The organism is Ralstonia pickettii, from assembly GCF_001699815.1.
Taxonomy (GTDB): domain Bacteria; phylum Pseudomonadota; class Gammaproteobacteria; order Burkholderiales; family Burkholderiaceae; genus Ralstonia; species Ralstonia thomasii.
The window spans coordinates 134,837-156,427 of the sequence record NZ_MCGB01000086.1; the positions used below are offsets into that span (position 1 = coordinate 134,837).

Below are 21,591 nucleotides of genomic sequence, written 5' to 3' on the forward strand. Positions count from 1 at the left end.
GCGGCGCGCCGGCGGGCGCGCCATGCGCAGCAAGCGGCGCGCCCGCCGCCTGTCTTGGAGGAGGTGGTTACGCAGCCACTGCGGTGGTGAACCCGCGTGGAAGTTCGCGCAGGAAGGTTTCGCCGTCATGACGGCCCAGCGCATACGCGTCGCGCATGGCGCCCGGACGGGTGTAATCCCAGCTCGAAATGGGGACCTTGCGTGAGGGCTGTACGTAAAAGCGGCGCTGCACGCCGTCGGGCACCGGCACATCCATGCGGAAATACGTTGGGCGCGGGTACAGGCGCGTGACCAGCACAAGCGCGTCGCCCGGGATGGCGTCCAGCGCGTGCACGGGCACGTTATCGACCATGCCGCCGTCAAGCACCGGCCGCCCCGCGCGCCGCAGCACCGGCGTGAACGGCGGGGTGGAGGCTGATTGCAGCAGAAGATCCGCCAAGTCCTCGGGTGTGGCGCAGTCCTGCGCGCGCACGATTTCCGCCGTAAAGCCGAGGCGTTTGCCCAGCGTTGGGTGCAGCGTCTTGCGAACGTGCTTTTCGATGTTGTAGGCAATCAGACCTGCTGCCACCGCCGAGCGTGCGCCCAGCCAGCGCGGGATATGCGCCACGCCGATCCGGATCTCGGGCGCCTGTGCCAGCCGCCCGAAGCGGCCCTCGCTGAAGACCGTCAGCAGCGCCGTGCGGTACATGCCGTAGTGCGGAAACACGCGCTCGCCGCGCAGCAGGTTGCCCCAATGGGCGTTGCGGGTGTTCTGGCGCAGGGCCTCGCCGTAGTAATCCATCAGCTCGGCGGAATTCCACGCATGCAGCATGCACGCCGTCGAAGCTCCCGCCGAGATGCCGGCAATCACGCGCGGCGCCAGGCCCAGTTCGGGCTGCACGACGTCCCACCAGCCGGCCTGCCACCAGCACCGGTTGCCGCCGCCGGCAAACACCATCTGATCGAACTCGGGCGCGTTCATGCCGGGGCCCCGGTGCGGACGGTAGCGGCCGCTGCCGGCTCCAGCCGCAGCGACGGCGCGTATTTGAGCGTGTCGATGCACGCATCCAGCAGTCGCTCACGCTTGGTGGCGAGGCTGGAGACGTCCGGGTAGAAGAGGTAATCGCCCATGATGCCGTTGAACGTGGCATGGAAATGCGCCACGGCCAGTGGGATGTCGAGGTCGGCCGGCAGCTGCCCGCGCCGCGTCGCCTGCTCGATGATGCTCGTCAGATGGGCCATGCCTTCTTCAAACGATTCCTGCTGGCGCTTGAGGATGGGGCTTGTGTCTTCGACGAATTCGCACTTGTTGAACATGATCTCGAAGACCTTGCGCCAGTGCGCATCTTCCACGAGTTGCCGCAGCAGGAAGTTGCCCACCGTGCGCAGTTCGCCCAATGGATCATCGGCCTCCACGCCCAGCGGGGTGCACATGGTCTCCATGGGCAGCTTCACGCGCTCGCACATGGCGGCAAACACGTCGGCCTTGTTGCGGAAGTGCCAGTAGATGGCGCCGCGTGTCACGCCCGCGGCCTGCGCGATATCCGATAGCGATGTGCGTGCCACGCCCCGCGCATAGAACACGTCTTCCGCCGCATCCAGGATGCGGTTACGTGTTTCCAGTGCCTCTTCCTTCGTTCGTCTGACCATGATCTTCCAGGGGAACGCCGTGCCACCCCAGGCGGCGTTCTTTCGATTGGCTTTTGTGCAATGCACAATTCAAGGCAACGCACTATTGCGCTTCGCACAACGCGGCAGCAGGCCGGTTGGCTGACAATCCTTGTCGCAGCGCGGTATCCGCTGCATGTTCGCTTGATCGCCGTCATCGCTACGAACTCCGGAAAGGTGTCAACGGAGTCCCTATTCCTCAATGGCGTCACTTACATACATACGCGAACGTATCTATAATAGCGCGCACTCCGTCCCTTGCCCATGGCCGTACGCGCCACATCCATCCCGGGCAGGTGCGCTGGGGCAGACTGTGTGTCTGTCGGCGACCAGGTCGGAGATCGACTGCCGATCGCTCCCGCGTCTTAGCTTTCTGGTCCGAGTTGTTGCGAGTTCGTCGCGAAGGCCATATCGCATGCCGCCAGATGCAGCTAGCATCGGACGTTTTCGTTTTTGTGTTTTTTTTGGTTTCGCTGACGGTTTGCCGGCGTCGCACTCGTTTGCGCGACGATGCGGCACCCGGCATTCCGCTTATCGCCACATGGGGTCATCTATGACGAACACCCGCCGTTATCACCAACTCGCTGCCGCCGCATTTATGGTGGTGGCACTTGCAGCCTGCGGTAACAAGCAGGCACAAGGGCCGGGCGGCGCCGGCATGCCTCCGACCGAAGTCGGCGTTGTGACCGTGCAGCCGCACTCTGTTGGCCTGACCAGCGAATTGCCGGGCCGCCTGGAGGCTACGCGTGTGGCACAGGTGCGCGCACGGGTCGCGGGCATTGTGCTCAAGCGCACCTACGCAGAAGGCAGTGACGTGAAGGCCGGCCAGCAGTTGTTCCAGATCGATCCGGCGCAGTACCGGGCATCGCTGGACAGCGCCAAGGCACAGCTGGCGCGTTCGGAAGCCACGCAAACGCAGGCGCAACTGAAGGCCGAGCGCTACAAGCCGCTGGTTGCCACCAACGCCATCAGCAAGCAGGACTACGACGACGCCACCGCCGCCGCCAAGCAAGCCACCGCTGACGTGGCCGCCGCCCGCGCTGCCGTGGAAACCGCCAAGCTGAACGTGGGCTACGCCAGCGTGACATCGCCCATTTCCGGCCGTGCCGGTCTGGCGCAGGTCACTGAAGGCGCGCTGGTGGGCCAGGGCGAGGCGACGCTGCTGACGACCGTGCAGCAGATCGATCCGATCTACCTGACCTTCACGCAGTCGAGCACCGAAGTGATGCGTCTGCAGCAGGCGCTCAAGGACGGCAAGCTGGCCAAGGCCGGGGGTGATGCGGCCAAGGTCACGCTCGTGACGGAAGACGGTCGCGCCTACGCGCAAACGGGCAAGCTCTATTTCTCGGACCTGACGGTGGACCCTGCTACGGGCACGATCACGCTGCGCGCGATTGTTCCGAACGCTGACCGCACGCTGCTGCCGGGCATGTACGTGCGTGCCCGCCTGGAGCAGGCCGTGGACGAACAAGCCATCACGGTGCCGCAACAAGCGGTGACGCGCAGCCCGGACGGCGCCTCCGTCATGGTCGTCGACGAGAAGGGCACGGCAGCCGTGCGCCAGGTCCAGGCCGACCGCTCGACCGGTACGGAATGGATCGTCTCCAACGGCCTGAAGGCCGGCGACAAGGTGATCGTCGACGGCCTGCAGAAGGTGCGTCCGGGAGCTCCGGTCAAGGCCGTGCCGTGGCAACCGATGTCGGCAGGCCAGGGCAAGGGCCCGCAAGGTCAGGGCGGCCAGGGTAGCGGCGCAGCACCCGTACCGGCAGCCAGCGCGCCTGCTGCAAGCACTCCCGCTGCCAGCGCACCGGCAGCCAAGCAGTAAACAAGGAGCCATCGCATGGCAAAGTTTTTTATCGATCGCCCAGTCTTTGCCTGGGTGCTCGCGCTGTTCATCATCCTTGCTGGGGCGATTTCGATCACCCAGCTGCCGATCTCGCAGTACCCGACCATTGCACCGCCGTCCATCATCATCACGGCAACGTATCCGGGCGCAAACGCGAAGACGCTGGACGAATCCGTCACGAGCATCATCGAGCAGGAAATGAACGGTGCGGACGGCCTGCTCTATATGGAGTCGGTCAGCCAGGGCGGTAACGGCCAGGCGCAGATCACCGTGACGTTCAAGGCCGGTACCGATCCGGCGCTGGCGCAGGTGGACGTGCAGAACCGCTTGAAGCGCGTGGAAGCGCGTCTGCCTTCGCAGGTGACGCAGCAGGGTGTGCAGGTCGACAAGGCCCGCTCGAACTTCCTGCTGTTCGCGACGCTCGCATCCACCGACGGCAAGATGGATCCGGTGGCGCTGGGCGACTACATCTCGCGCAACGTGCTGAATGAAATCAAGCGCGTGCCGGGTGTCGGTCAGGCGATTCTGTTCGGCACGGAACGCGCCATGCGCGTCTGGATCGATCCGGCCAAGCTGGTCGGCTACAAGCTGACCCCCACGGACGTCTATAACGCCATCCGCGCGCAGAACGCGCTGGTCTCGGCCGGTACGATCGGTGATCTGCCGTCCGTCTCCGATCAGCCGCTCGCGGCAACGGTCGTGGTGGAAGGTCAGCTCACGACCACCGAGCAGTTCGGCAACATCGTGCTGGTGGCCAAGCCGGACGGTTCGCTGGTGCGCGTGAAGGACGTGGCGCGCCTGGAACTCGGCGGCCAGACCTACTCGACGTCTGCACGGATCAACGGCCAGCCGATCTCGGCGATTGGTGTGCAGCTTTCGCCGACGGGTAACGCGCTGGGCACTGCCAAGGCCGTGAAGGCCAAGCTGGAAGAGCTGTCGAAGTACTTCCCGGCGGGCGTGGAATACAAGGTGCCGTACGACACCTCCAAGTTCGTCCAGATCTCGATCGAAGAAGTGGTCAAGACGCTGTTCGAGGCCATGGCGCTGGTGTTCCTGGTGATGCTGCTGTTCCTGCAGAACATCCGCTACACGCTGGTGCCGTCGATCGTGGTGCCGATCTCGCTCTTGGGCGCGTTCGCCACCATGAACGCGATGGGTTTCTCGATCAACGTGCTGACGATGTTCGGCCTCGTGCTGGCGATCGGTATTCTCGTTGACGATGCCATCGTGGTGGTGGAAAACGTCGAGCGGATCATGGCCGAAGAAGGCCTGCCCCCGCGCGAAGCGACCCGCAAGGCCATGGGCCAGATCACAGGCGCCATCATCGGCATTACGCTGGTGCTGATGGCCGTGTTCATCCCGATGGCGTTCTTCTCGGGCTCGGTCGGCGCGATCTATCGCCAGTTCTCGCTGTCGATGGTGTCATCGATCTTCTTCTCGGCACTCATGGCGCTGACGCTCACGCCGGCACTGTGCTCGACGCTGCTCAAGCCGATCGAGAAGGGTTCGCACCACGAGAAGAAGGGCTTCTTCGGCTGGTTCAACCGCATGTTCAGCACCACCACGAACCGCTATCAAAGCTTCGTGGAGCGCATGCTCAAGAAAACCTTCCGCTACATGGTCATCTACGTTGCGCTGATCGTGGCGGTGGTGTTCCTGTTCCTGCGCCTGCCGTCTTCGTTCCTGCCGACCGAAGACCAGGGCTACATCGTGACCAACATCCAGCTGCCGCCGGGTGCATCGGCCAACCGCACGCTGGAAGTGATCAAGCAGGTCGAGAACTACTACAAGCAGGAAAAGGCGGTCGAGAACATCGTGGCTGTCCAGGGTTTCAGCTTCTCGGGCAACGGGCCGAACGCGGGTATCGTGTTCACCCCGTTCAAGGACTGGAGCGAGCGCAAGGGCAAGGATCAAACCGCCGATGCCGTGGTCGGCCGGGCCTTTGGTGCGCTGTTCGGTGGCATTCGCGATGCGATCGTCTTTCCGCTGAATCCGCCGCCGATTCCGGAACTGGGTAACGCAACGGGCTTTACGTTCCGTCTGCAGGACCGCGCGGGCCTCGGCCACGACGCGCTGATGGCAGCTCGCAATCAGCTGCTGGGGATGGCGGCGCAAAGCAAGGTCATCACCGGCATGCGCCCAGAAGGCCTGGAAGATTCGCCGCAGTACCAGGTGGATATCGACCGCGAGAAGGCCAATGCGCTGGGTGTCTCGTTCACCGACATCAACGCCGTGCTGTCGACGGCGCTGGGCTCGGCATACGCCAACGACTTCCCGAACTATGGTCGTCAGCAGCGTGTGATCGTGCAGGCGGACAAGATCAACCGCATGCAGCCCGAAGACATCATGAACCTGTACGTGCGCAACGCGCAGGGCAACATGGTCCCGATGTCGACGTTCGCCAAGGGCCATTGGATCGTCGGCCCGGTGCAGCTCGTGCGCTACAACGGCTATCCGGCTGTCCGCCTTTCGGGTGCAGCCGCGCCGGGTGCCAGCTCGGGTGACGCCATGGCCGAGATGGAACGCCTGGCCGCCAAGCTGCCGGCCGGTATCGGCTACGAGTGGACGGGCCAGTCGCTGCAGGAAAAGGCTTCGGGTTCGCAGGCGCCGGCGCTGTATGCGCTGTCGCTGCTGGCGGTGTTCCTGGTGCTGGCGGCGCTGTACGAAAGCTGGTCGATCCCGGCTGCGGTGATTCTGGTGGTGCCGCTGGGTGTGCTTGGCGCACTTCTGGGCGTGACACTGCGCGCGATGCCGGATGACGTGTACTTCAAGGTCGGCCTGATTGCGGTGGTGGGCTTGTCCGCCAAGAACGCGATTCTGATCATCGAGTTTGCGAAGGACTTGCAGGCGCAAGGCAAGAGCCTGATCGACGCGACGCTGGAGGCCGTGCACCTGCGGTTCCGCCCGATCATCATGACGTCGTTCGCCTTCATCCTGGGTGTGCTGCCGCTGGCGATTGCCACCGGCGCCAGCTCCGCCAGCCAACGCGCCATCGGTACCGGCGTGATGGGCGGGATGATCACCGCGACGGTGCTGGCCGTGGTGCTGGTGCCCGTGTTCTTCGTGGTGGTCCGCCGCATCTTCAAGGGCAGCGAGCGTCAACGCCGCCTGGATGCCGCGCACCGTCCGCTGGACGAGGAAATCTGAACATGCAGAAAACGATGACCTTTCGAACCCCCGCGCTGCTGCCGGCGCTCCTGCTGGCTGCCGGCGTGTTGTCCGGCTGCTCGCTGGCGCCCACCTATGAGCGCCCGGACGCTCCGATAACGGGCACGTACCCGCAGGCACCGGCCGGCTATGCCGTGCCGGCGGACTCCGCCAAGCCCGGCGAGAACGCGCCCCGCGCGACCGAACTGGGCTGGCGCGAGTTCTTCCCCGATGCGCGCCTGCAGAAGCTGATCGGCCTGGCGCTCGAGAACAACCGAGACCTGCGCGTGGCCATGCTCAACGTCGAGGCCGCGCGTGCGCAGTACCGCCTGCAGATCGCCGACCTGCTGCCGCCGGTCAACGCGTCTGCCACGTACACGCGCAGCCATACACCGCCGTCAATCTCGACCACCGGCGGCGACATCCACACCAAGCAGTACCAGCTTGGCGTGGGCATCAGCAATTACCAGGTGAACCTGTTCAGCGTGGGCGACGTCACGTCGTCTGCGCGTGCAAGTTATCTGGCGACGGACGAAGGCCGGCGTGCCGCGCAGATCAGCCTGATCTCGCAGGTGGCCAAGGCCTACCTGAACGAGCGCGCCTACGCCGAACAGCTCGATCTGGCCCAGCAGACCCTGAAGGGCCGCGAGGACTACTACAAGCTTGCCAAGCAGCGCTTTGACGTCGGCGCCTCGTCGGCGCTGGATCTGCGTCAGACCGAGACGCTGGTGGAATCGGTGCGTGTGTCGGTGGCACAGCTGACGCGCCAGTACGCCCAGGCGACCAACGCCCTGGTGCTGCTGGTGGGCGCGCCGCTGCCGGCCGATCTGCCCGCGCCGACCATGGTGTCGTCGGAGAAGATCGTGGCCGACATTCCGCCGGGTCTGCCGTCGGAGCTCCTGGAGCAACGTCCGGACATCCGCCAGGCTGAGCAGAAGCTGATTGCCGCCAACGCCAACATTGGCGTGGCGCGGGCAGCGTTCTTCCCGAGCATCGGGCTGACGTCAAACGTAGGCACGGCCAGCGGCGCGCTTCATGACCTGTTCAAGAGTGGGACCCAGTTCTGGTCGTTCGTGCCGAACCTGACGCTGCCGATCTTCAACTGGGGCACCAACATCTTCAACCTGGACTTGACCAAGACCAACCAGAAGATTGCGGTTGCGAACTACGAGAAGACGATCCAGACCGCGTTCCGCGAGGTGTCCGACGCCCTCGTTGCGCGCGGCACGCTGGAAGAGCAGGTGGCCGCGCAGAAGCGCTTCCGCGATGCCACGGCCGATCGCCTGACGCTGTCTGACCAGCGCTATCGCAACGGCGTGTCGAGCTTCCTCGATGTGCTTGACGCGCAGCGCGATCTGTTCAGCGCCGACCAGACCCTGGTGCAGACGCGTCTGGCCCGCCTGACCAACGCCATCGATCTGTACACGGCGCTGGGCGGCGGGTTGCAGGAGCACAGCACCACCGTGGCCGCACAGCAGGCACGGCCGACGGCCGCGCCGGGCGTTGCGCCCGCCACGCCGGACATGACGCCGCAGCAATCGAAGTAAGTTTGCGTCTGTTCGCTCGAAGGCCCGCCTTGTTCAGGCGGGCTTTTTTTCGCCTGTGCCCTTTGCGCCGGCGGCGTGCTCGAGAAATCGAAGCAGCGCCACCTCTTCGCGTCGTAGGCCCTTGCGCGCGCGGGTCGGGGGCAATGCTTCCAGTTCGCCCTCCAGGAACGCGTCCACCACGGCCGGGTGCACATAGCACTTGCGGCAGACGGCCGGTGTGTTCCCGAGGCGCTGGGCCACGGCAGCAACAACCTCCACCACCTGCCGGCGCGCCTCGGTAACGTTCGTCGGCGTGCGCCCGCGCAGCAGATCCAGCGCCAGCACGCTGCCGGCCCAGGTGCGGTAGTCCTTCGCCGTGAAATCCGCGCCGGAAATCTCCTGTAAGTAGGCATTCACATCTGTGGAATCGACCGCACGGCGCTCGCCAGCTTCGTCGATGTACTGGAACAATTCCTGCCCCGGCAGATCGACGCAGCGCCGGATGATGCGCGCCAGGCGCGGGTCCGATACCGACACGTCGTGCTCCACACCGCTCTTGCCGCGAAACTGAAAGCGCACCGTGTTGCCGTGGACCTCGACGTGCCGATTGCGCAACGTCGTGAGCCCGTAGGACCGGTTGTCGCGCGCATACGCCGCGTTGCCCACGCGCACCAGCGTCACGTCCAGCAGGTAGACCACCGTCGCCAGCATCTTTTCGCGCGACAGGCCCGGCGCCTCCAAATGGGCGGTGATCGCCCCGCGCACCCACGGCAGCACTGCCCCGAAGGCCAGCAGCCGCCCGTACTTGTCGGCATCGCGAAAGGCGCGCCAGTCGGCGTGATAGCGATATTGCTTGCGCCCACGCGCGTCGCGCCCCGTCGCCTGCAGATGACCGCCCGCGTGTGGGCAGATCCAGACGTCGGTATAGGCCGGCGGGATCGCCAGCTTGTTGATGCGCGCAATCACCGCCGGGTCGCGGATGCGCCCGCCGCGCGTGTCGAAATAGACGAAGCGGCCGCGCAGCCGACGCCGGGTGTAGCCCGGGCGTGTGTCGTCCACATAGCGCAGCCGTTCGGGCAGCGCTTCGGCGAGGGTGGTGGTGCTTGCGGCAACCGGCGCGGGCGCAGACTTGGGAACGCGTTCCACAGTAGGGACCTGGAGAGATGCTCGCGTTGAGCAAGCGGCGTTCCTTCCTCGCTCCTTCCGCTGGCTGGCCGCTCACGGCGTAGTATCAAGGCCACGCCTCTGCGCAAAATTGCGGCAAGAAATGGCATTCTCACCACAATCGGAAGTGCCTTGCATCGGTAAACAGATTCAACTACACTGCACGCCCTCTGGGCGGTATATAATCCGCTGTTTCGCCGTCCACCCGAATACTGAGCAAGGGACCCGATGACCACCATCCGTCTGAAAGAAAACGAGCCGGTCGAAGTTGCACTGCGCCGCTTCCGCCGTGAAATCGAGCGCACTGGCCTGATCAAGGAACTGCGCGCCCGCACCGCTTACGAAAAGCCGACGACCGAGCGCAAGCGCAAGAAGGCTGCCGCTGTGTCGCGTACGCGTAAACGCCTGCGTTCGCAAATGCTGCCGAAGAAGCTCTACTAAGATCGCGCGATTGTTTCGGTAGCACCAATCGGGTGCTGCCGCTGGCGGTGTGAAGTCAATCGACCTCCGTTCCGCCGAGCTTGGTTTGTAGCGCCTAGCGCGTACCGGAAGCCTTTCCGGATTCAACCAACGCTCCACTCCCCGATGCAGAAGCTAGCAAGATGCGGTTGATGGCCTGTGCGCCATTGTCCGCTGCTTCGGTGCGCCCAGCGCGCGCCCTTCTCTGTTGCAACGACATCCGCCAGCGGTAATTGACCGGCTGGCTGTTGGCGTTTGTTGCGCCGATCCTGCGCGGGAGTACATTAGCGAGCATCCCCTGCTCGTGTTTCCCCGACAACAATGCCTACTAACTCCAACGAGTACTGGTTTCCCGCCAAGCGCTACGGCTGGGGATGGGGCTTGCCTTCGCGTTGGCAGGGCTGGGTGGTGCTCGCCATCTATGCCGTATTGCTGCTGGCGGGCATCGTCGGGCTGCACCCGGGCACCACGCAATGGAGCTTCGTGGTTTACGTGATGGGTGTGACGGCGCTGCTGGTGTTGGTTTGCTGGTGGAAGGGCGAGCCGCCGCGCTGGCGTTGGGGGCGGGATTGAGCGAGGGGTCAACAGTTAGCAACTTAGATGGGCGCCAGTCCGGCTCGTATTCTGCGGCTGGACGATAAGCCAGCCTCCGTTCTATGCCCGCTTGTAGCCCAAGCGGCGCTGGAATTCAAACCGGCCCTTGTGACGCATGGCCTCGTTCATACCGGATTTGGTGCGAACGCGTTCTTGTCCGACTTCTCGGCGCTGCCTGCCGCAGGCCCGGACATCCCGCCCACCTGCGCGCCCTCGAACGCCATCGCGTGTTTTCTGCTGTTGCAAGCCTCAAGTCGTTTCAGCGCGCCGTTTTGGCGCGCCGGTGTAACAGGGGCCTCACTCAGAACCGATATGACACCCCGATTTGTATTACCGGATACCAGCGATAACGCGACATCTCGCGTTGCAACTCCTGCAGGCCATTCGTTGCAATAAGGTGGCTATTCACGGGGCCGACCTTTGCGGCCAACTGCGGCGACAAGGTGTAGGAAGACTTTGGTATGCCGTAAGCGACACCGATGTCCGCAATGAAGCCGAACCCCTTTGAGGCCGGCCGATGGCCGTAGCCGATGCCGAAATATGGCATCACGGTTGGATATCGGGCTTTTGCAACGGCATACATGCCCGGCAATGCCAGAAGCTTTCTACCCGCGAACGTGTATGTGCCATTGGTCGGCACCGAGGTGCCGCTGAGCTCGTCGTCGGAGAATCGTACGCCAGCGGTTGTTCGAAAGCCGCTGCCGCACAAGGGGAAGATATCGGCGTAAATCCCCCCCTGGCGAAGTCGAATGTCGTCCTGATAGCGATTGCCGCCGAAGCTGAAGTTGTGCGACAGGTTGATCGCGTTGAAATCGATATGCGCACCAAGCATCGAGTTGAAGCTTATCGCCGCTCCAATGCCTGCACCCTGTGTACCACCTTGCAAAAATATCTCCTGCGCCTGAGTGCTGCCAACGAAGATCTCGCCCATTGCTACCCACAAATAGATTGTCTTTTTCACGGGCCTCTCCCCAGACGTGTGCCAGGCCGAGGGCGTATCGACTTAAGCGGTTGGGTCCGTCCCCGCAACGCACTCGACGTTTCACTCGCGCAACGTTCCCCTGTTGTTTTCGCTATTTATCGGATCGCAAATAACCCTACGGGGTGCGGCATAGCCACTGCAGTCTGTCGCGCCCTTACTCGATCCAATCCCTGATTGCGCCGTGTTCCACCGCCTTCGTGCGATGGCCGACATTGCTTCGTAGATGCTCGTACCGGTCGCGTTGGGATAACTGCAAGGAGCGCACCATCGGGCGCAAATCCAGTGGTGGCGGGCGGTTTCCATCGCGGTCGCGGATCGTGAGCGCGCCAGACGGGCTGGATGTATCAGATTTGATGCGTGGAATCCCGCGGTCAGTTCTCGCACGGGGCTAAGCGGTCCATAAATCGGATGAACACGTGTGGATCGCCACGTATGCGGGAATACTCTTGTATCGAGCCGGTGCAAGTTGCGGTGCTGTGGGCGGGGCGCCGCGTTTGCGGTAGAGGGGATTGGATCTCGGAGAGGTCGCGCCTAGCTGGCTGCCTGAATGGTATAGAGATGGACCTCCGACGGTGAAAACAAACGAATCGGCAAATCGCTCATGCCGATGCCTCGACTGGTCACCAACCGTCCACCCTCCGCCAATTCAAAATAGCCGCTGGCAAAGCGCCGTTCGCCCGAGCCCGAAGGCAGCACGATGGCACGACCATTTGGCCGAGCAATCTGTCCGCCATGCGTGTGCCCGCGGAACGCCAAATCAAATGGATACGCCTGCACGTGCCGCAAGCCTAGCGGTGAGTGCATCAGCAGCAGTCTGCGCGGACCGGTGCCATTGAAGGTGCGTCCAGCGTCGGTTGCCTTACACCGGGCTCATCTAGCCCGCAAACATGCAGTTCATCATACGGCGGTGCAAGACGTACGGACTCATTGACAAGCATTTGCACGCCCGCTGCTTCCAGCCGCGCCCGGATGAACGTGTCATCTACCCAGAGGTCGTGATTGCCGAACACGCCGAATTTGCCCACGGGCGCCGGCAGTTCCTGCAAGCGTGCAGCTAAGCCACTGATGTGGCGGTGATGCAGTGAAACAAAATCGCCTCCTAGCAGGAGCACGTGTGGTGCGAAGTCTGCAATCGCCCGCTGCATGGCATCCAGCAAGCGCGGATCGGTCAACGGCCCCGCATGGAAGTCTGAAGCGAAGGCCACTTTGAGCGGCTCCGCGAGCGGCGCACTCAAGGGTAAAGTCACATCACGGCGATCAACGTGCAGCTGTCCTTGAAGACGGAGTGCGTGCGCGACGTGCGCTGCCCAGCCATTGGCGTGGAAGAGCCCTTCGGCCGTTTCGCCGGCGCGCCGCCACCAGCTGTAATAGCGCCCTCTGCCCATGCGTGCTAATCCGGCGGTATCGCCGTATTGCACGCCGCCGCTATCGACGCCCGATAGCCCGCCGGCAAATTCACCGGCAAGGCATCGGGCGCAAACAGCCCAAGGCGCTTGTGCTCATGACTGACGGTCGGCTCAAACGGGCTGAGCAGCGCGCACGCATACGTGGCAACGAACACATGCTTGCTCGGCACGACTTCAAACAGGTACGTGTCGACCAGCGCGCCCACCTCAACGTGCAAGTTCAGCTCTTCGGCAATCTCGCGTACGAGGCATTCGGTGGAGGACTCGCCGAGTTCGATTCGGCCGCCGGGCAGTTCCCACTCTTCCCGTTCATTGAGCAGCAGGACGACCTCGCCCGCGGGCGCGCGCAGGACGCCTTTGATGGAGACGGGGTAGGCGGACATGGCGCTCACTTGCCGATGCAAAACCGGCTAAAAATCACCCCCAGCAAATCATCGCTGGAGAACGCCCCCGTAATGCTGTTCAACGCCTCCTGCGCAAGCCGCAGTTCCTCGGCAAACAGATCCAGCGATTGCGCTTGCTGTGCCGCGTGCTCCGCCGCCGTGGCGAGATGTTCGCGGGCCGTGCGCAGCGCCGCGAGATGGCGCTCGCGGGCGAGGTAAAGCCCCTCGCCGCCGCCCTGCCAGCCGGCAATCTCCAGCAACGCCGCGCGCAGCAGTTCGACGCCCAGGCCATCGCGCGCCGAGAGCCACACCTCGGGCGGTTCGGCATCCACGCGGCACGGTATAGCTACGCCCGAGAGGTCGATCTTGTTGATGACGCGCAGGGTCGGTACGCCGGCAGGCACGTGTTCGGCAATGCGGGCGTCGATTGCGGTGTCTTCGGGCGAGAGGCCCTTGGCGCGATAGTCCGTCGCGTCCAGCAGATGCAACACGACATCGGCGCGGGCGATGGCGGCCCAGGTGCGCTCGATACCGATGCGCTCGACTTCGTCTTCCGTATCGCGCAGGCCCGCCGTGTCGACGATGTTCAGCGGGATACCCTCAATCTGGATGGTCTGCTGCACCTTGTCGCGTGTGGTGCCAGCGATGGGCGTGACGATGGCAAGTTCCGCTCCGGCCAGCGCATTAAGCAGCGACGATTTGCCGACGTTCGGCTGCCCCGCCAGCACCACGTGCAGGCCTTCGCGCAGCAGCGCACCTTGGCGCGCCTGCGCCAGCACGCCATCGACGGCCGTGCGAATGTTGGCGAGCTGACCGCGCGCGTCGGAGGCTTCCAGGAAGTCGATCTCCTCCTCTGGAAAGTCCAGCGTCGCTTCCACCAGCATGCGCAGATGGATCACCCGCTCGACCAGCGCATGCACCGTTTGCGAAAACGCGCCATCGAGCGAACGCGCCGCCGAACGTGCGGCGGCTTCGGTGCTGGCTTCAATCAGATCGGCGACGGCCTCGGCTTGCGCCAGATCCATCTTGTCGTTGAGGAAGGCGCGGCGCGTGAACTCGCCGGGCTCGGCCACGCGCAGGCCGATCTCGCGGCCGGCGGTCAGGCAGCGCTGCAGCAGCAGTTGCATCACGACAGGGCCGCCGTGGCCCTGCAGCTCGAGCACGTCTTCGCCTGTGTACGAATGCGGCGCGGGAAACCACAGCGCGATGCCGCGGTCGATGGCGTTGCCGTCGGCATCGAGGAATGGCAGATAGGTTGCCTGGCGGGGCGTCAGCAGGCGTCCGCACACGGCGTGCATGACAGCGCGCACGTCGGGCCCTGACACACGTACCACGCCGATGCCGCCCCGCCCGGGCGCGGTGGCAATCGCCGCGATCGGGATCGTGAGGATGGGCGCGTGCGGCGCGGCCGACGCATTCGGCAAGGTGGTGGGATGGTCAGCAGCGGTCATGGGCGGTATTGTGCGGCAGCCGCGCCGTTGCGCGCCAGTTTCCAACCAAGGAGATTCGGATGATCGATCACACCGGCGTCGTCGTCAGCGACTTCGAAGCCAGCAAGCGGTTCTACGAACGGGCGCTCGGCGCCATTGGCCTGGGCAAGCTGCGGGAGTTTCCGGCGGCTGTCACGGGCCACACCGATGTGGCGGGCTTTGGCCCATCGGGCAAGGCGGAATTCTGGATTTCAGCGGCGACGGCCGGGCAGGGGTCGAACAAGCCGCCGGTGCATGTGGCCTTCCGCGTCGACACGCGTGCCGATGTGGACACGTTCTACGCCGCGGCCCTGGCTGCAGGCGGCACCGACAATGGCGCGCCCGGCGTGCGCGCACACTATCATCCGAACTACTACGGCGCCTTCGTGCGCGACCCGGATGGCCACAACATCGAGGCCGTCTGCCACGCACCCGGTTGAAGCGGTTGACGCGTTTCGGGCGGGCGCAAAAAAGGGCACCCGGAAGTGCCCTCTTTGCTGAAGCGAATTCGCCTTACTTGGCGGGTGCTGCCTTGTTGTTGGTGCCCAGCATGCGGTTGATCGACCACTGCTGCGCGATCGACAGGCAGTTGTTCACCACCCAGTACAGCACCAGGCCGGCCGGGAAGAAGAAGAACATCACCGAGAACGCGATCGGCATGAACATCATCACCTTGGCCTGCACCGGGTCCGGCGGGGTCGGGTTCAGCTTGGTCTGCACGAACATCGACACGGCCATCAGCACCGGCAGGATGTAGAACGGGTCGGGCGTGGACAGATCGTGCACCCAGCCGATCCAGGGCGCACCGCGCATTTCGACCGACGACAGCAGCGCCCAGTACAACGCCATGAACACCGGAATCTGGATCACGATCGGCAGGCAGCCGCCGAGCGGATTGACCTTCTCGGTGCGGTACAGCGTCATCATTTCCTGGTTCATCTTCTGCGGATCGCCCTTGTGGCGCTCGCGGATGGCCGTCATGCGCGGCTGCAGGTCTTTCATCTTGGCCATCGACCGGTAGCTCGTGGCCGACAGCGGGAAAAACACCAGCTTGATCAGCACCGTGAGCGCGACGATCGACCAGCCCCAGTTGCCCAGCAGCGCGTGGATCTTCTCGAGCAGCCAGAACAGCGGCTTGGCGACGATGGTCAGCCAGCCATAGTCCTTCACGAGGTCCAGGCCCGGGGTGATGGCCTCGAGCATGCGCGCTTGCTGCGGGCCGGCAAACAGGCGCGCCGTGGTCGACACACTGGCGCCCGGCGCGACGGTGCCCAGCGGCTCCTGGATGCCGATGCGGTAGAAGTTGGTGTCGACGCGGTTGACGTAGTACTCGCGCTTGACGTTGTCGGCGGGAATCCAGGCCGATGCAAAGTAATGCTGCACCATCGCCACCCAGCCGCTATTGGTCGGGGCCGGCACCTGTGCCTTGCCCTTGTCGATGTCGGCGAAAGTGATCTTGTGGAACTTGTCGCCGTCGGTGTACACGGCCGGGCCGGTGAACGTGCTGTAGAAGCGCGATTGCTCCACAGCGCCGCCGTCGCGGGCCAGTTCCAGGTACAGCGTCGGGTTGATCGGCGCGGTGCCGTCGTTGGTCACGTCGAAGCGCGAGTCGATCACGTAGCTGCCGCGCTTGAAGACGTACGTCTTGGCCAGCTTGGCGCCGCCCTTGTCGGCCGTCAGCGTGATGGAGACATCGTTGCCGGTACCCAGGTCACGCGGGCCGGGCGATGCAGCGAACACCGTCGTGTGGTTCGGGAAGTCGCCGCCGATGAGGCCCGAGCGTGCCAGATAGGTACGCTCGACGCTGCGGTCGAACAGCACCATCGGGTTGCCGTCGTGGTCCTTCTGGTCGAGCAGTTCGAGCTTGGTGACGATGGCGCCGTCGGTGTCGATGGTGGCGCGCAGCAGGTCGGTCGAGATGACGATCTTTTCCGAAGCCGGGGCCTGCGAAGCGGCACCCGTGGCCGGGGCGGCTTGCGACCCGGCGGCTGCCGCTGTAGAGGCGTTGCTTGGCACGTCGCCTGCGGGCGTGCTGCCCGGCGCGGCGGCCGTGGTCGTGGCCGTTTGCGGCGTGGGGAAGAACATCGACTGGTGGCCATTCGCGCGTTGCCAGTTGTCGAACAGCAGGACAACCGCCAGCGAGAAGATCACCCAGAGAATGGTGCGTTTGATATCCATGTCGGATTACGGTCTGGGAAGGTGAAGCCAGCGCCGAAAAACGGCTGCGCAGCCCGATCTTGAACCTGCGATGCTCACCGTACCCTTGTACGGTTGCGCTTCTCGGTCCAACCTCGGGCTGCTCGCTACGTTTTCCGGCACTGCCTGGATCGACGGCCGCGCAGGCTGGGAGTCAGCTGCGGTCGCGTCGGTCGATGCGGGATCGGTGGAGCGGGGCACAGCGTCGCCAGCAGCGGGCGGCACAGGATCATACCCGCCTTGTGCGAACGGATGGCAGCGGCATAGACGTTTTGCCGCAAGATAACTGCCGTAACCGGGCCCGTGAGTGAGCACGGCATCGCGCGCGTAGTCGGAGCAGGTCGGGAGGAAACGGCATTGCGCCCCTACAAACGGGCTGAACGCCACTTTGTAGATGCGCAGCAGAAACAGCAGCACGCGCGTCATGGCGTGCTCCCAGCGGTGGGCTGGGGAGGTGTTGCGGCAGGCGGCGCCGACAGTGGCCGCGTGGCAACCTCGAAAAGCTGCGCCAGCTCTTCGCGGCAGATGCGCTTGAAGGCGGCCACGGTGGGCACATCCTGGCGCGGAAACTTAGCCTGCAGGCGGATCAGCACGTCGCGCCCGCCCAGCAACGGCTGCCGCAGGCGGAACAACTCGCGGCACTGGCGCTTGATGAGGTTGCGCTCGACGGCGCGCTTGGCGAATTTCTTGCCGATCACCACGCCCAGGCGCGCCGGGCGATCGCCGTTGGCGCGCACATACAGCACGAAGTGACGACTACGCCGGACCGGCCGCAAAGCAAAAACGGATGAAAACTCATCCGTTTTTGTCAGCCTCGCGGCCTTGGGGTAGGCGTGCAGGCCCATCGCCAGCGTGCCGCAAAGCCACGGACAACGGCCATGAGCCGCCGCCCTCGGCGCGGCCGTCTTTAGATGGCCAGGCGCTTACGGCCCTTGGCGCGGCGTGCGTTCAGCACGGCACGGCCACCACGGGTCTTCATGCGGACACGGAAACCGTGGGTGCGCTTGCGACGGGTAACGGAAGGTTGATAGGTACGCTTCATGATGCACTCTCTTGTTAATGGGTGGTGCGGACATCGCCGCACGCGCCGGGCCTAGGGCTGCCCCTGCGGCCTGGTGTCGATTCAGTCAGAGAAATCGCCCACGCAGACCGCCGTGCGCTGTGTTGTTCAGGTCTAGGGTGTCACCGGAACATCGGGCACCGAGGGCATCGGGCCTAAGCCGGATCAGTCGCGACGAAGTGTTTCTCGCCCCGCATCTGACACGAACAAGCGTGCGCTCCCCTGCTGCGCATCGCAGAACCCGGCATTTAAACGGCATTTTCCACTTCTGTCAAGCCTGACTGACTGGGGATAACGTGCGCCCCGCGACCGAAATCCACCCGGCGACGAGTTGTCCCCAGCGCCTTGTGCGGCTTGGGGTCCTCTGCGCAAAGGCTTGCCGGGATTGGGTTTGCGGGAGGTCAATAAAATCGGTTGTCCACCGCTACTCACAGCGGGTCCACAGGTTATCCACAGACTTATCCTTTGTGGATAACTTTCGGCCAGGGGTACAATCCCGTTCCAATAACGAAAGCCACCCGGTTTCTGGCCACAGCCAGGAGCCCGGCGGCCGGCCCTCCCGGGGACGTCATCAGACGCGTGTGGCGCCGGTCAAACACCTAACGATAACGATGCAGGATTTCTGGCATGCGGCGTCCGCTCAACTCGAGAGTGAGCTGACGCCGCAACAATTCAAGACGTGGATCAAGCCGCTGACGCCGCTGTCGTTTGACGAGCAGGCGTGCACGCTGCGGATTGCCGCGCCCAACCGTTTCAAGCTCGACTGGGTCAAGAGCCAGTTCTCGGGCCGCATCCAGTCGCTCGCGTGCGACTACTGGGAGGCAACGGTCGACGTGCAGTTCGTGCTCGACCCGAGCGCCGGCCAGCGCCAGGCGGCGCTTCAGCCGGCGCTCGCGCCAGTGCCGATGCAACCCCTTGGGGCGCAAGCAGGTCAACCGCGGCAGGCCATGCCGGCCGGCAACGGTGTCTCGCATGACGCCGCAACGTTGCGCCCCGCGCCGTCTGTGTATCGCGAAACCGCGCTCGCAACGGCGAGCCATGCCGCCGCCGATATCGATGTGCCCGTGATGGACGCCGCCGAGGTCAGCGCCCGGTCGTACCGCATGCCGCCGCAGGCGCCTGCCGTGGTCGCGACCCTGGCTGCGCCGCCGCAGGCGCACGTGGACGATTCCGTGCATGAGCGCTCGCGGCTGAACCAGATCCTGACGTTCGACAACTTCGTCACCGGTAAGGCGAACCAGTTGGCGCGCGCCGCGGCTATCCAGGTCGCCAACAACCCCGGCAAGTCGTACAACCCGCTGTACTTGTACGGCGGCGTGGGCCTGGGCAAGACGCACTTGATCCATGCCATCGGCAACTTCATGCTGATGGAGAACCCGCGCGCGCGCATCCGCTACATCCATGCGGAGCAGTACGTGTCGGATGTGGTGAAGGCGTACCAGCGCAAGGCGTTTGATGATTTCAAACGCTACTACCACTCGCTCGATCTGCTGCTGATCGATGACATCCAGTTCTTCTCGGGCAAGAACCGCACGCAGGAAGAATTCTTCTACGCGTTCGAGGCGCTGATCGCCAATCGCGCGCAGGTCATCATCACCAGCGATACGTATCCGAAAGAGATCACGGGCATCGACGACCGCCTGATCTCGCGCTTCGACTCCGGCCTGACCGTGGCCATTGAGCCGCCCGAGCTGGAGATGCGCGTTGCGATTCTGATGAAGAAGGCGCAGGCAGAGAACGTGACCGTGCCGGAAGAGGTGGCCTTCTTCGTGGCCAAGCACCTGCGCTCGAACGTGCGTGAGCTGGAAGGCGCGCTGCGCAAGATCCTGGCGTACTCCAACTTCCACGGCAAAGAGATCACGATCGAGGTCACGCGGGAGGCGCTCAAAGACCTGCTGACGGTGCAGAACCGCCAAATTTCGGTGGAAAACATCCAGAAGACCTGCGCGGATTTCTACAACATCAAGGTCGCGGATATGTACTCCAAGAAGAGGCCGGCCAACATCGCGCGCCCGCGTCAGATCGCCATGTATCTGGCCAAGGAACTCACGCAGAAGAGCCTGCCCGAGATTGGTGAGCTCTTCGGCGGACGCGACCACACCACGGTGCTGCACGCCGTGCGCAAGATCGCCGACGAGCGCACCAAAGACGCCCAGCTCAACCACGAGTTGCACGTGCTGGAGCAAACGCTCAAGGGCTGACCGCGCGATGGTCAGCAGAGCGCATGGCAACGCCATTCGCCCTGAATCAAGCCTCGACAGACGCCCGCTCGAATGCGGGCGTCTTTTCATGCACAATAGACATATTTGCCGCGCGCGTGACGCTATCCAGCGCCCCCTTATTTGCGGTATAATTTGTGATTAACCCCTTGATTTACAACAACTTTGGGTTAATCGCGAATGCTCCTGCAGGCACCTGGCCATGTGGCCGAGGCTGGGGCGCGCGCGGTGTCACCTCTCAAGCCAAGGATCGCCTTCATGCAATTGGTCAAAACCTCGCGAGACAACCTGCTGCGTCCGCTGCAAATCGTGAGCGGCATCGTGGAACGCCGACACACGCTGCCGATCCTGGCCAATCTGCTGATCACCAAGCAAGGTGAACGGGTTTCCTTCCTGTCCACCGACATCGAAATCCAGATCACCACGCACGCCGATTGCGGCGCCGGCGCGGGCGACGTTGCCACCACCGTGGCCGCCCGCAAGCTGGTCGACATCCTGCGTGCCATGCCTGACGGCGAAGTCGCCCTCACGCTCAACGACAAGCGCATGACGGTGCAGTCCGGCAAGAGCCGCTTTGCGCTGCAGACGCTGGCCGCCGAAGAATTCCCGACCGTTGCAGAGGCAACCGATTTCGGTGCCCGCATCACGCTGCCGCAGAAGACGCTCAAGCACTTGCTGGCGATGGTGCACTTCGCGATGGCCCAGCAAGACATCCGCTACTACCTCAACGGCATGCTGCTGGTGGTGGACGGCAAGCAAGTCATGGCCGTCGCCACCGACGGCCACCGCCTGGCCTACTGCGGCGTGGAAACCGGCGAGCAACCGGCAGGAGCCGGCGGCCGCCAGGAAGTGATCATCCCGCGCAAGACCATCCTCGAACTGCAACGCCTGCTGGAAGACGTGGACGATCCCGTCTCGGTGCAACTGGCATCGAACCAGGTCAAGTTCACTTTCGGCAATATCGAGCTGATCTCCAAGCTGGTCGAAGGCAAGTTCCCGGATTTCCAGCGCGTGATCCCGAAGGGTTACCGCAACAGCTTCACGATCGACCGTGCCTTCCTGCAGCAGGCGCTGCAACGCACGGCCATCCTGACCACCGACAAGTTCAAGGGCGTGCGCTGCATGCTCGACACCAACGTCCTGAAGATCAGCTCCACCAACGCTGACCAGGAAGAAGCGCAGGAAGAACTCGAAATCGACTACCAGGGCGATGCGCTGGATATCGGTTTCAACGTCACCTACCTGCTGGACGTGCTGGCCAACCTCAAGGCCGAAAAAGTGCAGGTGAGCCTGGGCGACTCCAACTCGAGCGCACTCATCACCCTGCCCGACGACGACACCTTCAAGTACGTCGTCATGCCGATGCGCATTTGACGCACCGCTGCACCCAGAGCAAGACGAGGGGCTGGATCGTGACGATCCGCCCCTTCGCCGTTTTTAAGCAACCCCGCTGTGTGCGTTGAGATAACCATTTCCGCGCCCATGGCAGCGAG

Annotated in this window: 19 protein-coding genes and 1 pseudogene; 8 read left to right on the forward strand and 12 right to left on the reverse strand. The window is 64.0% G+C overall.

Going from position 1 to position 21,591, the window contains the following annotated elements; translation table 11 throughout:
* Positions 1-67: 67 nt before the first annotated feature.
* Both BEK68_RS18110 and BEK68_RS18115 read right to left on the reverse strand, forming a co-directional pair.
* Positions 68-961, reverse strand: a complete 894-nt coding sequence (locus BEK68_RS18110) for a patatin-like phospholipase family protein (RefSeq protein ID WP_009239359.1) — start codon at positions 959-961, stop codon at positions 68-70.
* Entirely contained in the window at positions 958-1,629 is a 672-nt protein-coding gene (locus BEK68_RS18115; RefSeq protein ID WP_009239358.1) for a TetR family transcriptional regulator, read from the reverse strand. The genes BEK68_RS18110 and BEK68_RS18115 overlap by 4 nt, the downstream gene beginning before the upstream one ends.
* A gap of 571 nt (positions 1,630-2,200) precedes the next feature.
* On the opposite strand from BEK68_RS18115, the gene BEK68_RS18120 reads away from it, so the two are divergent.
* The 3 genes from BEK68_RS18120 to BEK68_RS18130 are packed head-to-tail and all read left to right on the forward strand — an operon-like array spanning position 2,201 to position 8,187.
* Positions 2,201-3,472: an efflux RND transporter periplasmic adaptor subunit gene (locus BEK68_RS18120; RefSeq protein ID WP_004628198.1), complete on the forward strand. Its 1,272-nt coding sequence runs from the start codon at positions 2,201-2,203 to the stop codon at positions 3,470-3,472.
* Positions 3,473-3,487: 15 nt separating this feature from the next.
* Positions 3,488-6,640: an efflux RND transporter permease subunit gene (locus BEK68_RS18125; protein ID WP_009239357.1), complete on the forward strand. Its 3,153-nt coding sequence runs from the start codon at positions 3,488-3,490 to the stop codon at positions 6,638-6,640.
* 2 nt (positions 6,641-6,642) lie between these two features.
* Positions 6,643-8,187, forward strand: a complete 1,545-nt coding sequence (locus tag BEK68_RS18130) for an efflux transporter outer membrane subunit (protein ID WP_009239356.1) — start codon at positions 6,643-6,645, stop codon at positions 8,185-8,187.
* 33 nt (positions 8,188-8,220) lie between these two features.
* Here BEK68_RS18130 and BEK68_RS18135 read toward each other — a convergent pair whose 3' ends face one another.
* On the reverse strand, positions 8,221-9,312 hold the full coding sequence (locus tag BEK68_RS18135; protein WP_009239355.1) for a DNA topoisomerase IB: 1,092 nt from the start codon (positions 9,310-9,312) through the stop codon (positions 8,221-8,223).
* A 246-nt stretch (positions 9,313-9,558) separates the two neighbouring features.
* On the opposite strand from BEK68_RS18135, the gene rpsU reads away from it, so the two are divergent.
* Both rpsU and BEK68_RS18145 read left to right on the forward strand, forming a co-directional pair.
* On the forward strand, positions 9,559-9,771 hold the full coding sequence (rpsU, locus tag BEK68_RS18140; protein ID WP_003262970.1) for a 30S ribosomal protein S21: 213 nt from the start codon (positions 9,559-9,561) through the stop codon (positions 9,769-9,771).
* A gap of 339 nt (positions 9,772-10,110) precedes the next feature.
* Complete coding sequence (locus tag BEK68_RS18145; protein WP_004628190.1) at positions 10,111-10,362, forward strand: hypothetical protein; 252 nt, start codon at positions 10,111-10,113, stop codon at positions 10,360-10,362.
* 322 nt (positions 10,363-10,684) lie between these two features.
* Here the strand turns inward: BEK68_RS18145 and BEK68_RS18150 are convergent, their stop codons facing one another.
* The 5 genes from BEK68_RS18150 to mnmE form a co-directional block, all read right to left on the reverse strand.
* Positions 10,685-11,344, reverse strand: a complete 660-nt coding sequence (locus tag BEK68_RS18150; protein ID WP_009239354.1) for a hypothetical protein — start codon at positions 11,342-11,344, stop codon at positions 10,685-10,687.
* 552 nt (positions 11,345-11,896) lie between these two features.
* Complete coding sequence (locus BEK68_RS26240; RefSeq protein ID WP_232295843.1) at positions 11,897-12,142, reverse strand: hypothetical protein; 246 nt, start codon at positions 12,140-12,142, stop codon at positions 11,897-11,899.
* Between the two features lie 26 nt (positions 12,143-12,168).
* Positions 12,169-12,783: a metallophosphoesterase gene (locus BEK68_RS18155; RefSeq protein WP_232295842.1), complete on the reverse strand. Its 615-nt coding sequence runs from the start codon at positions 12,781-12,783 to the stop codon at positions 12,169-12,171.
* Positions 12,756-13,154, reverse strand: a complete 399-nt coding sequence (locus tag BEK68_RS18160) for an NUDIX hydrolase (RefSeq protein ID WP_009239351.1) — start codon at positions 13,152-13,154, stop codon at positions 12,756-12,758. Before BEK68_RS18160 ends, BEK68_RS18155 begins: the two co-directional genes overlap by 28 nt.
* 5 nt (positions 13,155-13,159) lie before the next feature.
* Complete coding sequence (mnmE, locus tag BEK68_RS18165) at positions 13,160-14,605, reverse strand: tRNA uridine-5-carboxymethylaminomethyl(34) synthesis GTPase MnmE (protein WP_009239350.1); 1,446 nt, start codon at positions 14,603-14,605, stop codon at positions 13,160-13,162.
* A 59-nt stretch (positions 14,606-14,664) separates the two neighbouring features.
* Between mnmE and BEK68_RS18170 the strand changes: the two genes are divergently transcribed.
* Positions 14,665-15,063: a VOC family protein gene (locus BEK68_RS18170; RefSeq protein ID WP_009239349.1), complete on the forward strand. Its 399-nt coding sequence runs from the start codon at positions 14,665-14,667 to the stop codon at positions 15,061-15,063.
* A 73-nt stretch (positions 15,064-15,136) separates the two neighbouring features.
* On the opposite strand, the gene yidC is transcribed toward BEK68_RS18170, so the two are convergent.
* The 4 genes and pseudogenes from yidC to rpmH form a co-directional block, all read right to left on the reverse strand.
* On the reverse strand, positions 15,137-16,801 hold the full coding sequence (gene yidC / locus BEK68_RS18175) for a membrane protein insertase YidC (RefSeq protein ID WP_009239348.1): 1,665 nt from the start codon (positions 16,799-16,801) through the stop codon (positions 15,137-15,139).
* A gap of 147 nt (positions 16,802-16,948) precedes the next feature.
* Positions 16,949-17,245 (reverse strand): annotated as a pseudogene (gene yidD / locus BEK68_RS25085) (membrane protein insertion efficiency factor YidD); the annotation flags it as partial.
* Complete coding sequence (gene rnpA, locus BEK68_RS18180) at positions 17,242-17,664, reverse strand: ribonuclease P protein component (RefSeq protein ID WP_004628162.1); 423 nt, start codon at positions 17,662-17,664, stop codon at positions 17,242-17,244. The pseudogene yidD and the gene rnpA, both read right to left, overlap by 4 nt.
* A 62-nt stretch (positions 17,665-17,726) precedes the next feature.
* Positions 17,727-17,861, reverse strand: coding sequence for a 50S ribosomal protein L34 (gene rpmH / locus BEK68_RS18185; protein ID WP_003262958.1), 135 nt, complete (start codon positions 17,859-17,861; stop codon positions 17,727-17,729).
* Positions 17,862-18,490: 629 nt separating this feature from the next.
* Between rpmH and dnaA the strand changes: the two genes are divergently transcribed.
* A complete protein-coding gene (dnaA, locus tag BEK68_RS18190; RefSeq protein WP_009239347.1) occupies positions 18,491-20,080 on the forward strand; it encodes a chromosomal replication initiator protein DnaA in 1,590 nt (529 codons plus the stop codon).
* Positions 20,081-20,356: 276 nt separating this feature from the next.
* Entirely contained in the window at positions 20,357-21,472 is a 1,116-nt protein-coding gene (dnaN, locus tag BEK68_RS18195; RefSeq protein ID WP_004628148.1) for a DNA polymerase III subunit beta, read from the forward strand.
* Positions 21,473-21,591 lie beyond the last annotated feature (119 nt).

Coding starts and splice junctions, on each gene's coding strand:
- BEK68_RS18130 (WP_009239356.1), top strand. CDS start 6,643: ATGCAGAAAACGATGACCTTTCGAACCCCCGCGCTGCTGCCGGCGCTC.
- BEK68_RS18125 (WP_009239357.1), top strand. CDS start 3,488: ATGGCAAAGTTTTTTATCGATCGCCCAGTCTTTGCCTGGGTGCTCGCG.
- BEK68_RS18110 (WP_009239359.1), bottom strand. CDS start 961: ATGAACGCGCCCGAGTTCGATCAGATGGTGTTTGCCGGCGGCGGCAAC.
- BEK68_RS18120 (WP_004628198.1), top strand. CDS start 2,201: ATGACGAACACCCGCCGTTATCACCAACTCGCTGCCGCCGCATTTATG.
- dnaA (WP_009239347.1), top strand. CDS start 18,491: ATGCAGGATTTCTGGCATGCGGCGTCCGCTCAACTCGAGAGTGAGCTG.
- rpmH (WP_003262958.1), bottom strand. CDS start 17,861: ATGAAGCGTACCTATCAACCTTCCGTTACCCGTCGCAAGCGCACCCAC.
- BEK68_RS18145 (WP_004628190.1), top strand. CDS start 10,111: ATGCCTACTAACTCCAACGAGTACTGGTTTCCCGCCAAGCGCTACGGC.
- rnpA (WP_004628162.1), bottom strand. CDS start 17,664: ATGGGCCTGCACGCCTACCCCAAGGCCGCGAGGCTGACAAAAACGGAT.
- yidC (WP_009239348.1), bottom strand. CDS start 16,801: ATGGATATCAAACGCACCATTCTCTGGGTGATCTTCTCGCTGGCGGTT.
- BEK68_RS18160 (WP_009239351.1), bottom strand. CDS start 13,154: ATGTCCGCCTACCCCGTCTCCATCAAAGGCGTCCTGCGCGCGCCCGCG.
- BEK68_RS18115 (WP_009239358.1), bottom strand. CDS start 1,629: ATGGTCAGACGAACGAAGGAAGAGGCACTGGAAACACGTAACCGCATC.
- rpsU (WP_003262970.1), top strand. CDS start 9,559: ATGACCACCATCCGTCTGAAAGAAAACGAGCCGGTCGAAGTTGCACTG.
- BEK68_RS18170 (WP_009239349.1), top strand. CDS start 14,665: ATGATCGATCACACCGGCGTCGTCGTCAGCGACTTCGAAGCCAGCAAG.
- mnmE (WP_009239350.1), bottom strand. CDS start 14,605: ATGACCGCTGCTGACCATCCCACCACCTTGCCGAATGCGTCGGCCGCG.
- dnaN (WP_004628148.1), top strand. CDS start 20,357: ATGCAATTGGTCAAAACCTCGCGAGACAACCTGCTGCGTCCGCTGCAA.